This is a genomic window from Halalkalibacter wakoensis JCM 9140 (assembly GCF_000513095.1).
GTDB lineage: Bacteria > Bacillota > Bacilli > Bacillales > Bacillaceae_D > Halalkalibacter > Halalkalibacter wakoensis.
Window position 1 is genome coordinate 1 of record NZ_BAUT01000041.1, and the last position, 13,734, is coordinate 13,734.

The window sequence follows — 13,734 nt, forward strand, 5'->3', positions numbered from 1 at the left end:
GTCATAAGAGCAAGCTCTTAATCAGTCCGCTCGACTTGCATGTATTAGGCACGCCGCCAGCGTTCGTCCTGAGCCAGGATCAAACTCTCCATAAAAGTGTTTGAGTAAGCTCAAAATGTATCGCTAACGATACTTCGTCGTTTTTCACAAAAAACGACAAGAAAAAAATTGACGAGATATCATGTATCTCTATTTCGCTTGGCTTTTGTTCAGTTTTCAAAGAACTCTTTGTCGTTGTTTTCCTCAGCGACATTCATTATCATAACATAACATTTCATTCTGCGCAACAACTTTTTAAAAGTTATTTTCGCAATCCCCAACGAAACAATAAACCGTTCGTGTCGACAAGTAATAATATATCACGAATAATAATTCTGCGCAAGTAATAATTTAAAATTAATTTTTGCGGCTAGATTTAATAATTTATCATAGCAGAACATAAAACACAACTAAAATCTATCAACCATTCTATTATCACTTCCAAAAACTACTCAACCTTAATAAAAGTGGCTGTTACCACCCATATAACCTGAGAAAGTTAACCGACGATTAGGACTCATTAGCAATGCTAACAGAAAAAAAGACAGAGTTCCCCCTGCCTTAATCACCAAACTCTACATTAACATAACATCTCTTTATTTCTTCAATGAAAACAACCTGATTAAGAATTCTTTAAAATTTCCACCGCGAACTACGATGCGCAAAACCGATTATGCGCTTCCTTCGTCTAATAAAGCAAAAGACTCAAGAGATCCCCTTGCTACATCAACATCTCCCGAATATCCTCTTCCGTTAAGGCAACCGACCGTTGCGCTTCTGAGTCCACAATCTCGGCAATCAGATCTCTCTTTTTCTCTTGGAGCTCATTCATCTTTTCCTCAATCGTTCCACTAGCCACTAGCTTGATCACCTTCACCTTTTTGTTCTGTCCCATTCGATGCACTCGATCGGCTGCTTGTTCCTCGACCGCCGGATTCCACCAAAGGTCATATAAGATAACGGTGTCCGCTCCTGTCAGGTTCAGTCCTGTTCCCCCTGCTTTTAGGGAAATCAGAAACAGCTCTTTCTCTCCATCATTGAATCGATCGCAAAGATCCAATCGTTTTTCGGAAGGTGTTTGCCCATCAAGATAGAAATATGTATGCCCTCTTAACGTAAGTCTCTGCCAATCAACTCAAGCATTTTTGTGAATTGGGAGAAGATCAACACTCTCCTTCCAGAAAGCCTCAATTCTTCAACCATTTGCAGAAGCTGCTCAAATTTAGCCGAGCTTCCCTTATAGCCATCTACAAACAAGGCAGGATGACAACAAATTTGGCGTAGCTCGTGATTCCTGCTAATATTTTCATCCGGTTCTTTCGCAGTGTATCCTTATCAAGGTGCTTGACGGTTTCGTGCCTGAGCTTAGCTAAATAAGCCATATACAACTTCTTTTGTTCAGGAAGCAGCTCGGCTAATACAAGTGATTCCTCTTTCTTTGGTAACTCAGAAAGCACATCCTCTTTCATTCTACGTAGTAGAAACGGGCGAACTCTTGTAGAGATTTGTTTCCTCGTGAGCTCGCTGTATTTTTTTAATCCTTGAAATAGCTGAGGAAAGACAACATGATAAATCGACCAAAGTTCTTCAAGTGCATTTTCCACCGGTGTGCCTGTCAGTCCAAAACGATGCTCGGCCTTAATTTTTTTAACAGCTCGAGCGGTTTGGGTTACCGGGTTTTTAAACGCTTGAGCCTCGTCAAAGAAAACCGTATGAAACCTTTGCTTTTCATACCATTTGATATCTTGCCGCAATAACGGATAAGACGTAATGATAATATCTTCTTTCGTATCCTTTAGCAGCCGTTCTCTTTCTTCTTTCTTTCCATCAATCACAACTGCTTCTAGTTCCGGTGCAAAGCTCATGATTTCACTTAACCAGTTATACGTTAACGACGATGGACAAACAATGAGCACAGGTTGGCCACTTTCACGAATACGAGGAAGCTCTGAAACGATGAAGGTAATGCTTTGCACCGTTTTCCCCAGCCCCATGTCATCGGCTAAAACACCTCCAAAGCCACAGCTTGCGAGTGTCTTCATCCATTGATATCCACGTTTTTGATAGTCTCGTAAGACAGAATCTAGGTTTTTAGGTACCTCATATTGTACGCTTCCGGGATTCTGCAACTGATCGAGAAATTGACGAAATGATTTTTCTGCCTTAAAAACATCGCTGTCCTCAATAAAATCAAGAAATTTGAGCCCTTCTGTGATTGGCATATCAAGACTTGCTTCCAAGTCTTGATCTTGAGGTGGGACGGCATTCAAGAAACGCTGAATTTCTTCCATTTCTCTTGTTTCAAGTGACAAAAGCGACCCACTTTGAAGACGGTAATATTTACGCTTCTCTTCTAATGCCGCTAAAATCTCCTTAATCTCATCGTCTGCCACCCCGTCCATTTCGAATGTAAAGGCCAGCCAATTCGTTCTTTCTTTTTGATTGACCTTCACTCTAATTTTCGGAAAAGCATTCTTTTTAAAGATCCGGTTGCGTACAGCGGTTGTCGCATAGATTTGGACTTGTTGTTTAAGCTTGGGAACAACATGGTATAAAAATTCATACTCGAGCATTTCATTTTGCATGAAATAACCACCATCTGTTTTTGAAAACCCGCTTTGCTCCATTACTTGCAGAATTTCCTCTTCTTTTTCCACATCTCTAATCACCATCGGACCTTTATAAATGTCTCGACTTTCTAGAGGTTGAATGATGATATTTTCATAATGAAATTCCAGTCCGGCAAGCAGTCGATTTCTCAAACGATCCAAATAGAGCTTGGCAACAAGTGGAGCTTTCAACAACTTCTCAGATAACACCTTTGAAAGGTGAACCTTACCGATTTTCTTCAAACCAGGGACAATGTCAGTAAGAAAAAAATCCATTTTCCCCTGTGGAATCGGAACAATGTTGTTACTTGGGGACACTAACATTTGCTTTAATTCAAATAATCGGTCGCAATCTTTTTCCTCTAGCAAAAACACGCTCCCCTCACACAACACCACACGATAAAGGGGTAAAACACTCATTCGTTCAAAACCTTTGATCACCAATTGATAATCAGCACCCTCCGTTTCTTCAAGACTAAATTGGATAGGAGGTGCTCCTTCGACCAGGTTGAATCGTTCATAAATATGCCCATCATGTAAAAGAGAAATGAATGGAGCTTTTGAGAATAAAGGGATAAATTCCTCCCAAGAGGAAGGTGGAATCAGTAATGTCTTCGTCTCAGCAGGCATGGCTTCAAGAAAAACTTTTTCATCATGATTGATTTTAATAAGTTGTTGAATAACGGCATCTGTTTCCTCAGAGAAATAGTGAATGCTCGGATCATATGTACCTTCACTAGGTTTTCCTTGTTTCACATTTGCTAGAAACTCTCGTATGTCTCGTACCTTACTCTTCCCAATCTCCACTTCCATTCCAAGCAAAAGCTGATTCCTACTGATCCAAACAGATTTAACCGTAAACCTGACATTCAGAACGTCTCTTTTTTCAAAATAACGTTGCTTTCCACTTGCTTGTGTTGGCTTTTCTTGAAAAAGAGAGATAAAGTCTTTCGTTAACTCACCATAAACAACCGAATCAGCTTGTACACTTAAAGGCGATGTTTCTTGCCGCCTGCGATCATAAATGGCTAATAAAACGGCTGCGATATGTTGGCAGCTTTTTTGAAAGTTGGCTAATGTAGGACAACTGCACGTCATTTGAATGTCCCCTATTTCTCCTTTTTCAATCGTGACATGAAAGTCTTCCGTCCCGCTAACGGTCGCTTCACAGAGATCAGGGCGATACTCTTGAAATGTCACTTTATTGGAGCGATAAAAAGAGTCCCCTTTTTTATAGGAGACCATGCCGCATAATTCTTTAATCTTCTTGTGAGTTAGTTTCATCTCCATGACTTCCGCTCTCTTCTTTGATTTCGTCGTTAGTTAAACCCTATCATAATTTGAATGAACAAAAAAGATTCAAGCTTTTGGCAGCATGATAGGACCATTAACATCAATATATTCTTTGTTCCGAATAACCTTTTTCATCCTGTAAAAACTAACCTATACTAGCTACTGATCGCAAGCATACCTAGGAGGCGCACAAATGGTTTCATTACACGATATTGCAACAGCTCACGAAAAAATGGCGGAAATCGTACATAAAACTCCATTAGACTACTCCCTTACCTTTAGTGAGTTTTCGGATAACGATATTTATTTAAAGCTTGAGAATTTGCAAAAAACAGGCTCCTTTAAAGTACGCGGCTCCTACAATAAACTGATTTCATTAAGAAAAGAAGAATTAAAAAATGGGGTGATTGCCGCTTCTGCAGGAAATCATGCACAAGGTGTTGCTTACGCCAGTACGATGCTTGGCATCCCTTCGACCATTATCATGCCAGCCGGGGCGCCATTAAGCAAAGTCCAAGCAACAAGAGAATATGGCGCAAACGTTGAATTACAAGGAGCTGTATTTGATGACGCTCTTGCTTATGCAATAGGTCTACAAGATCAAACAGGCGCTGCTTTTGTTCATGCCTTTGATGATGAAGCCATCATCGCAGGTCAAGGAACGGTTGGACTGGAAATTCTAGAACAGATTTCTGAAGTCGATGCGATTGTCTGTCCAGTAGGAGGTGGCGGGTTACTTGCTGGAGTTGCCGCTGCCGTAAAAGAAAAGAATCCATCAATACAAGTCTACGGGGTGGAAGCAGCAGCTTGCCCGAGCATGGCACAGTCACTTCTGAAAACGGAACCCATTACAGTCGAGGCTAGTCCAACGATGGCAGATGGAATTGCGGTAAAAAGGCCAGGAGAACACACCTTTCCGTTAGTTCAACGATATGTGGACGACATGCTCACGGTTGACGAAACAGAAATTGCTCGAACGATGCTCATGCTACTTGAACGGAATAAATTACTCGTGGAAGGATCAGGCGCCGTTTCACTAGCTGCCCTATTAAACCAAAAGCTCCCTATCAAAAACAAGAAAGTCGTACCCATTATTAGTGGAGGAAACGTAGATGTCAGTTTTATATCAAGAATTATTGAAAGAGGAATGGTTGAGGCCGGACGATTTATGCGTTTTAATACGATCCTCAAAGATAAGCCAGGAAACCTCGAAAAGGTGTTACAGGTTGTAACAAAACACGAAGGAAACATTTTGGACATCGCCTTTAGCCATATGGGCAATAAAATTTATCCAAGCTACGCCCAATTGTCCATTTCAGTTGAAACAAGAGATCAACACCATATTGAAGAAATCGTACAAGCCTTGGAGAAAAAAGGGTTTACAGCGGAGTTGATTTAAGAAGAAGTGCCTGTCACCACCCGAAATTTATACTTCAAGTCGTAGCAGGCACTTAAAAATTAACCGTCCTCCATAGCGCTATTACTCCCTCCCCAAATACGCTCTCACGACATCATAAGTGGCATCTCGATACAACGTAACCTCAAACGGCCCCAGATCTGGCTCATATCCGTTGTATGCTACATCAAGATCGTGCAGAACTTGGTAAGCTAGCCGTAATCCTTCCTCATCTTCGGTTCGGAACGCCTCTCCTAAAACTTCATTTACATTCATTAAATCAACATAAAGGTAATTATCTGCACCTGTATGAAACGCTGCCGTAGAAGCTTGACTTATAGTAGAAAACAACTCCATCATGATTTGTTGATCTTCGTCTGTTCGGTACTCGGGAGTCCATTCACCGTCCACATATTTCGTTAATTGACGATGTGTTAATGTAATGCCTGCTGATATATCATTTTCCATTTCTTCCTCAGTCCAAGTGCTTCGATCTTCCGTCATCTTCACATCATCTTCAGAATCTATCTCCTCTTCCTTTTCATCTATATAATTATCTTCTTCCACCACATCTTCTTCTACAACAGGAGGAATGTTCCCCTCATCAGATGGCGTCTGCTGATCACTCATCGTCAGCATGTTAAACCCAACCACCAGCAACAAAACAAATGCAACGAGACTCGAAGTGTACACAAATACAGGCTTCATCATTGGAGACTTCGATTCGAGCTTTCCCATTTCAGCTTCAAGCTCTTGTTTGACCTTATACTTTCTCTGTTCGTTCCATTGAATATCACCATCCAATTGTTTCAACCGATCGTCAAATGGAGTTTTCATGTAAGTAGCCCTCCTTCAGAAGCTGTTTTTCTAAAGCTGGAATTGCTCGATTTAACGTTGACTTTACTTTGCTCTCAGAACAGTTCAAGATCTCTGCCGTTTCTTTTGTGGAAAACTCCTTTACTTTCCTTAAGATGAGAACATCGCGATATGTTTTCTTTAAATGACTCAACGCATCGTACAATTCTTTTGAGCTCTCCTTAATTTGAACGACCTCATCTGGCAGAGGTTCTTTGTCTTTTTTTACAGTAAGTAACTCTTTCAAATAACTGACTGGCTTTCGCTTTCGAACATAGTCAATGGTTGTATGACGCGCTATGGTAAACAACCATGTCTTTGGACTAGAATTCCCTTTGAAACTCGCATAATTTTTATAGGCTTTTATGAACGTTTCCTGAGTCAAGTCTTCAGCCAGTTGCTGGTCTTGAATCATCAACAAAATGTAGCTGAATATCGAGTGGCTATATTGCGAGTACCACTCTGAAATCACTTGTTGCTTATCATTGGACAAAATTTTCTTCCCCCCTAGCATATATGTTCCTGATACTTAGACGTAAACCGGCTCATTTCGTCGCAATTATTTTTCAAATTGTAACCTAGTCTTTTCTATGGATATCTAATTCTCTTCTAAGCCAGACACGTGTATATCTCTTCTAATATGGAGAACTTCGTGGATAAGGAGTGGTTTTCCACTTGTTGTGGGGAACATGTTCATTTATCGACAGCTAGACCTTTTACTCATCCACAGTTATTACTTAAAACTCGAAAATGACGCTATCCAAAAAGGAAAGCGTCTAACGAAAAAGATACAGTTACTTCTATTAATAGTAAACTTAACATTTTGGAGGGATGGTATACTGTGTTCCTTCCGTTAAAATCACTTCATGCTTTGCTATATAATAGGCTGCATCGCCTTTTGAAGGCTGACACTTAGGATCTACTGTCTCTTCACTTTCAACATAGAGATACACCGTTCCTTTTCGACAACGAAATGTTTCTTGCTCCCTAAAAGAATTTTTTATAACTTTAATAAAGAAGTTCCCTCGCCATCACAGCTCAGCCTTTGCGGAAAGCGGATTTGCCTACCTTCCAGCCTAACTGTTTGGACGCGCCCTACGAACTTTCATAACCTCTTTCTCGATTCCTCATTTACCTTGTACGTTTACCTGTACAACTTTAAAAAATTCATCAAATGAAACTTGCTTTACTATCCATTTAAGTGGTACAAAACCGAAGAGAACATTACTATACATCATGAAATTTCCTTGTTCACGTGACAAATGATTAAGCAAAAATCCACTAACATAGTCTAAAAACTTACCAACGATTGTTCCATCAATTGCACCGGACATTCAAAGGACTCTGAAATGAGTGATAGGAAATTACATTCTTCATGACTTCTGATTAACACCTAGTAAAGAGCTACATTTATAAGAAAGAGGTCTCCGAAATTAGAAGACCTCCCTGGTACTCTTATTTAGTAAAACGCCCACGTTGTCGAAGTAATTCTCTATCCAACAAAGGATTCTTTTCAAATGCTGCACGGCCATGTAACCAAAACAAATTATTAACCATAACCAAATCACCAACAGGAAGTTCTAATTCAATGACATTCTTATCGCTCTCCATAGAATGACTAAGGTTCTTCAAGTAATTTGCCTCTTCAATTGACTCAGGGTGAGCAAATTGATCAATAAAACAAATACATGGTTTATTATTTACCTTAAAGAAAACGGTCCGTTTAATTTCCTGTGCAACATTTTTACTAGGTGGGGCTTTGTAAGTAAATTCATGAGACGCTAACGGATCTGTCGAAAACTTTTCTAAGTCTTCCCAATCATCCAAATGGAGTAACCTAGATTCTCCACCTTTAGCATGGGCTTCATGCATTTTCATCATCAATAACCAGTCTGTTGGTTCATCGACAAATGTCCCATCCGTATGCATCGTAAATAACCGATATGCTTGACGTAAATACGAATCACTATCATCGGTGTCTTTTACCGTAAATCTAGCATAATACTTATTTGACATCGCATCATGGTTAGGCAGACCAGCTAAATGAGCTAGGGCTGTTGAAAAGATGACATAGTCATCTGTATTTAACTGTTCACCTTGCACACCAATCGTAAAACCACCAGAATCACGGTCATGCAAAATATTTAAGATGACATCTTGTAATCCAGATCCCGATAACTCTAGAAGAAAGCCAGCAACAACGTGCCGTTCGTAAGGAGTATATTCCAAACGTTGGACTGAAATATCATTCTCCCTAACACGTTGGAAAAATCGCTTTACAATTTCCGGTTTCATACTAATATGATATAGTCGATTACTCTGAGGATGAGCTTGAACCTCATATGTTTCGCTCACACCTGCAAATTTAAGGTTTTCCTGCTTAACGGTACTCATTCATTATTCCTCCCTAATGTGTTTTAAATTAAGCGCAAAAAACAAAAATAGCCAGTATATTATGTAAACCTTCACATAATATAACTGGCTATTATTTACTTCACTGCTCTTTTTAGAAGAGTCACAGTAAATAATTCAGTTTCATATTTCAATTTTTTGCATCATTAGTGACATTACTATATTGCTAACGATTTGGGTCTGCTTTTAACCAAAGGTCAACATATACAATAATATACATTTATTATAATAATTTCCAACAGAAGTGTCAATAATTTTTTCTAAAAGTTCAGACTTTACAATTCACTTCTTTAACTTGGAGATAATGTGTATGAAGATCCCTTAATGCGGCGATTAGAGCGTTGGTTGCTTTGCCACGGTATTTATCCTCCAAATATTTTATAGTAGCATCTATTCCGTCATTTAAACTAATGCCTCTTAAGGCTCTTCCAATAAATTCTCGCCCATGGTCAGTTGCTAAGGTACAAGAAGCTTCTAGAATAACTCCATATCTCATTTCAATTTCAGCTGTAATGGTTAATGTATCAAACATACTTTTAGCAGCCATACCTTGTGGCAACCTCGCATGTCCCGCTATAAACACGGTGTTAGAATCAATCATAAATAGTCCTCCTTTTTTAAACAGGCATCAGGGAAGGTTTATAAATTAATAGAGTGATGATTAGCTATTGTCAGACTCGAAAACTCCGGTATACGACGAACAATTTCTTTTCCGATTTCTATCGATGCAGTAGCAGCAGGGGACGGCGCATTACAAACATGAATGCTGTTTTTTCCTAAAATAATATGAAAATCATCAATCAAGGCTCCATTACTTTGCAATGCCTGGGCTCTGACACCAGAAGGAGCTGGAATTAAATCGTCTTCTTTTATTTCGGGAATTAATTGCTGTAAACTTGCGACAAACCTTGACTTGCTATAAGAGCGAAGCATTTCTTCCATTCCCTCTTTCATATACTTAGTTGCTAACTTCCAAAAACCTCCATAGGTCATTACTTCGGTAAAATCGCTAAGATTAAAATCAGTTTTCTTATAGCCTTCTCGTTTAAAACTTAGAACAGCGTTAGGTCCAGCATCTACTTCCCCTCCAATCATTCGAGTAAAATGCACGCCCAAAAATGGGAAATTAGGGTTAGGGACAGGATAGATGAGATGTTTGACCAAATAACGTTTTTCCGGCTTCAGCTTAAAGTACTCACCTCGAAACGGCACAATTTTCAAATCTGTTTTATAACCAGCTAGTTTTGCAATCCGATCACTATAGAGACCTGCACAATTTATAATGAAGCGAGACTTATATGTCCCCTTATCTGTTTCAATAATCACTTCATCTGGTAATTCATTTATGTTTATTACTTTTGTTCCTAATTTAATTACTCCTCCATAACGTTTAATAAATGTGGCAAACATTTGACTAACTTCTTTATAATTGACGATTCCAGCCATCGGAACTCGGATTCCGCTTAACCCGTTCACATGTGGCTCAATCTCCTTAAGCTCATCCCTGCTAATCTTTTTAATCGCTAATTGATTATCTAGACCTCGCTTATATAAGTTATCTAACAAAGGAAGTTCCTCTTCTCTTGTAGCCACGATAACCTTGCCGCAAATGTCATGCTCAATATCATGTTTCTGACAAAATTCCGTCATGGACTGACTGCCCTGTTTTGCAAATTTTGCTTTATAGCTTCCTGGTTTATAATAAATGCCGGAATGAATCACTCCACTATTATGACCGGTTTGATGAAAAGCCAATTCCTGTTCCTTCTCCAAAACCAACACACGTGCTTCAGGGTATTTTTCCGTCAATGCCATGCCAGTTGATAAACCAACAATTCCTCCGCCAATGATCGTAAAATCATACATTTCATTTTACTCCCCTCAAAAGTGACACTACCTACTACTAGTGGGTCTGTCTCAAAAAGATAGCTTCTGATTGCGCCCCCCATTGTTAACTAACCAACCAAAGACTTTTCCAAAATCTCAACTAAATCAAGTGTTTGGACCTTCTCTTCTACTTCTTTTGCCTTTGTACCATCGCTTAACATCGTTAGGCAATATGGGCATCCGCTTCCGATCACAGATGGCTCGACATCTAACGCCTGCTCGGTTCTGGCTATATTAACACGTTGACCTGTATCCTCTTCCATCCACATCATCCCACCACCTGCACCACAGCACATACCATCTTGTCTGTTTCGCTTCATCTCAACAACCTCCACACCTGGTATTGCCCGTAAGATTTCGCGCGGCGGTTCATAAACTTCATTATAGCGGCCAAGATAGCACGAATCATGATAAACCACTTTCTCTTTCACTTCATACGTTGGTTGAATTCGACCTTCTTTAATGAATTGAGCCAATAGCTCGGTATGGTGATAGACCTCTACCCCCTCAAGACCAAATTCAGGATACTCATTTTTGAACGTATTGTAAGCATGTGGGTCAATCGTGACAATTTTTTTGATGTTATGCTTTTTGAATAACTCAATGTTAGCTGTAGCTAACTCTTGGAATAGAAACTCGTTCCCTAATCGTCTTGGAGTATCACCTGAGTTTTTCTCTTTGTTGCCTATAATGGCAAAGGTTACGTCTGCTTCATTCATTACTCTCGCGAATGATTGAGCTATCCTTTGACTTCGCTTATCATATGAGCCCATAGAACCAGCAAAAAAGAGAAATTCAAATTCTTGACCAGTCTTCTCCATTTCTTTTACGGTAGGAACATGTATATCCTCCCGACCTTCGCGCCAGTTTTCTCGTTCCTTACGACTAATCCCCCAAGGATTTCCTTGGCGCTCAATGTTTGTCATGGCACGCTGCGCATCTCCATCCATTTTCCCTTCTGTGAGCACTAGATAACGCCGCAAATCAATAATTTTATCAACATGCTCATTCATGACAGGACATTGATCTTCACAATTTCGGCAAGTCGTACAAGCCCAAATCTCTTCTTCAGTAATAATATCCCCAATTAAGTTAACACCATAGCCAGCTGCTACTTCTTGAGATCCAGCCCCTTGCATCGCCAGTTGATTCGCTTTCGTGTTTGAAAAAACAAACTCCGGAAGCCACGCTGATTTAGACGTTACAGCCGCTCCCTTTTCTGTTAAATGATCCCGCATTTTTACAATTAGATCCATAGGGGAGAGAACTTTTCCTGTTCCAGTTGCCGGACACATATTTGTACAGCGTCCACATTCAACACAGGCATATAAATCAAGCAATTGCTTTTGATTGAATTCTTCAATCTTGCTAACACCAAACACTTCCTGGCTCTCATCTTCAAAATTAATAGATGATAATTGTCCGACTTTATGTGTACGTCCTAAAAAGACATTTGCTGGTCCTGCAATTAAATGAGCGTGCTTAGATTGCGGTACATAAACGAGAAAGCTTAACAGAAATAATAAGTGAATCCACCAAAAAACGAAGAACAAAACTCCTGCTGCATCAGGAGAGACAAAACCAAAAATAGAAGCGATGCTAGAAGCAATTGGCTCCCAACTACTTAGCGATTTATCAAACCAGATAATTTCCATCCCTTTTGCTAGTAGTTTCGATGTCATTAAGCCGCCAATGAAAATAAGAACAAGTCCAGCCTTCCAACCTCGCTTAAGTCGTCCTAGTTTCTCTATGTAGCGACGGTGAAAAGCCATAACAACAGCCACTAAAATCATTAATACGACCAATTCCTGAAAAAATGTAAAAAACGGATAAACTGGACCTAGCGGCAAATGCGAACCAAGTATAAGCCCTTTCCAGATCAAATCAATGGCTCCAACTTGAACAAGTAAAAAACCATAGAAAAACAAAAGATGAATAAACCCACTTTTTTTGTCCTTCATTAATTTTTTCTGTCCAAATACATTAATCCAGACCGCAATCAGTCGCTCGTTCATCGCATGATTAAATTCTGCTTTTTTCCCTAGCTTAATGTATTCATACCTTGTTTTTACTAATCTAATAAATAAAGAAACAGCATACGCAGTGATTACTAGAAATAATATTCGGTTAATCCATTCAAGAACATCCATAATAAACCTCTTTTCATCGTTGAAGTAATTAGGTGTGTATCTTTTTTAAAACTACAAGAATTGGACAAAAGGAGTAACCTACTGTTTCCCTTTTGTCCAAGCAACTATTGATTAATTTGTTACAAGTGATTTCTTTAACTCTTCCGTTAATATCGGAACAATTTCAAAAAGGTCTCCGACAATTCCGTAATCAGCCATCTCAAAAATAGGTGCTTCAGGATCTTTATTAATGGCAACAATCACTTTAGAGTTTGACATTCCGGCTAGATGTTGGATCGCACCGGAGATCCCAATCGCAAAATAGAGATCAGGAGTTACAACTTTACCTGTTTGCCCAATCTGTAAGCCGTAATCACAATACTCAGCATCACAAGCTCCCCTTGAAGCTCCAACTGCTCCACCTAATAAGTCAGCGAGTTCTTGTAATGGTCCAAATCCTTCTTGACTTTTAACCCCGCGGCCTCCCGCAACAACAACATTCGCTTCAGATAAATCAACCCCTCCAGTTGCTTTACGAATGACATCTCGGATGGTTGTGCGCAAGTCCTTAATTTCAGCCGTTATCGTTGCCACATCACCAGTTCGATTTGCATCTTGATTTAAAGCAGCAATATTATTCGGACGAATCGTAGCAAAAATAATTCCTTCTTTTACTTTTTTCTTTTCAAATGCTTTACCCGAATAGATTGGCCGAGTGAATACGGCCTCTCCTCCCTCTACCTCAACTGAAACCGCATCAGAAATTAATCCTGCATTTAATTTCATCGCAAGGCGTGGAGCAACATCTTTTCCAATAGCAGTATGTCCAAGGACGATTGCTTCTGGATCTTCGATATCAAATACTTGTAATAATGCTTGTTGATAAGCATCTGTCGTGTAAGTCTTTAACTGGGCATCGTTAACTTGAACGACCCGGTCTGCCCCAAAATGAATTAAGGATTCTGCTAAACTAGAAACATTATCCCCTAAAAGAACGCCAACAACTTCTCCACCATCAGCGATCGTTTTTCCTGCTGCAATTGCTTCAAATGATACGTTACGTAACTCCCCATCTCGAACTTCAGCAACCACTAATACTTTTTTGGCCATTATA

General features: G+C 39.6%; 9 protein-coding genes, 1 rRNA gene and 1 pseudogene. 1 reads left to right on the forward strand and 10 read right to left on the reverse strand.

Features of this window, described 5'->3' with window-relative positions; all coding sequences use genetic code 11:
• A 16S ribosomal RNA gene (locus tag JCM9140_RS14525) occupies nucleotides 1–95 on the reverse strand; the annotation flags it as partial.
• A gap of 665 nt (nucleotides 96–760) precedes the next feature.
• Nucleotides 761–3,938 (reverse strand): annotated as a pseudogene (locus JCM9140_RS14530) (SNF2 helicase associated domain-containing protein).
• A gap of 196 nt (nucleotides 3,939–4,134) precedes the next feature.
• On the opposite strand from JCM9140_RS14530, the gene ilvA reads away from it, so the two are divergent.
• Nucleotides 4,135–5,340: a threonine ammonia-lyase gene (ilvA, locus tag JCM9140_RS14535; RefSeq protein ID WP_034747957.1), complete on the forward strand. Its 1,206-nt coding sequence runs from the start codon at nucleotides 4,135–4,137 to the stop codon at nucleotides 5,338–5,340.
• Between the two features lie 81 nt (nucleotides 5,341–5,421).
• On the opposite strand, the gene JCM9140_RS14540 is transcribed toward ilvA, so the two are convergent.
• The 8 genes from JCM9140_RS14540 to JCM9140_RS14575 form a co-directional block, all read right to left on the reverse strand.
• Complete coding sequence (locus JCM9140_RS14540; RefSeq protein ID WP_034747960.1) at nucleotides 5,422–6,174, reverse strand: hypothetical protein; 753 nt, start codon at nucleotides 6,172–6,174, stop codon at nucleotides 5,422–5,424.
• On the reverse strand, nucleotides 6,158–6,685 hold the full coding sequence (locus JCM9140_RS14545) for an RNA polymerase sigma factor (protein WP_034747963.1): 528 nt from the start codon (nucleotides 6,683–6,685) through the stop codon (nucleotides 6,158–6,160). Before JCM9140_RS14545 ends, JCM9140_RS14540 begins: the two co-directional genes overlap by 17 nt.
• A gap of 634 nt (nucleotides 6,686–7,319) precedes the next feature.
• Nucleotides 7,320–7,526, reverse strand: a complete 207-nt coding sequence (locus tag JCM9140_RS14550; RefSeq protein WP_034747966.1) for a hypothetical protein — start codon at nucleotides 7,524–7,526, stop codon at nucleotides 7,320–7,322.
• Nucleotides 7,527–7,647: 121 nt separating this feature from the next.
• The gene (gene glaH, locus JCM9140_RS14555; RefSeq protein ID WP_034747969.1) at nucleotides 7,648–8,586 is read right to left on the reverse strand and encodes a glutarate dioxygenase GlaH; all 939 of its coding nucleotides are present in this window, start codon (nucleotides 8,584–8,586) and stop codon (nucleotides 7,648–7,650) included.
• Nucleotides 8,587–8,872: 286 nt separating this feature from the next.
• Nucleotides 8,873–9,205: a DUF3870 domain-containing protein gene (locus JCM9140_RS14560; RefSeq protein ID WP_034747972.1), complete on the reverse strand. Its 333-nt coding sequence runs from the start codon at nucleotides 9,203–9,205 to the stop codon at nucleotides 8,873–8,875.
• 38 nt (nucleotides 9,206–9,243) lie between these two features.
• On the reverse strand, nucleotides 9,244–10,470 hold the full coding sequence (gene lhgD / locus JCM9140_RS14565) for an L-2-hydroxyglutarate dehydrogenase (RefSeq protein ID WP_034747974.1): 1,227 nt from the start codon (nucleotides 10,468–10,470) through the stop codon (nucleotides 9,244–9,246).
• A gap of 89 nt (nucleotides 10,471–10,559) precedes the next feature.
• Nucleotides 10,560–12,641 carry a (Fe-S)-binding protein gene (locus JCM9140_RS14570; protein ID WP_034747977.1) on the reverse strand — a complete coding sequence of 694 codons (2,082 nt, stop codon included), beginning with the start codon at nucleotides 12,639–12,641 and terminating at the stop codon, nucleotides 10,560–10,562.
• 111 nt (nucleotides 12,642–12,752) lie between these two features.
• Nucleotides 12,753–13,730, reverse strand: a complete 978-nt coding sequence (locus tag JCM9140_RS14575; RefSeq protein WP_034747979.1) for an electron transfer flavoprotein subunit alpha/FixB family protein — start codon at nucleotides 13,728–13,730, stop codon at nucleotides 12,753–12,755.
• Nucleotides 13,731–13,734: the final 4 nt, after the last annotated feature.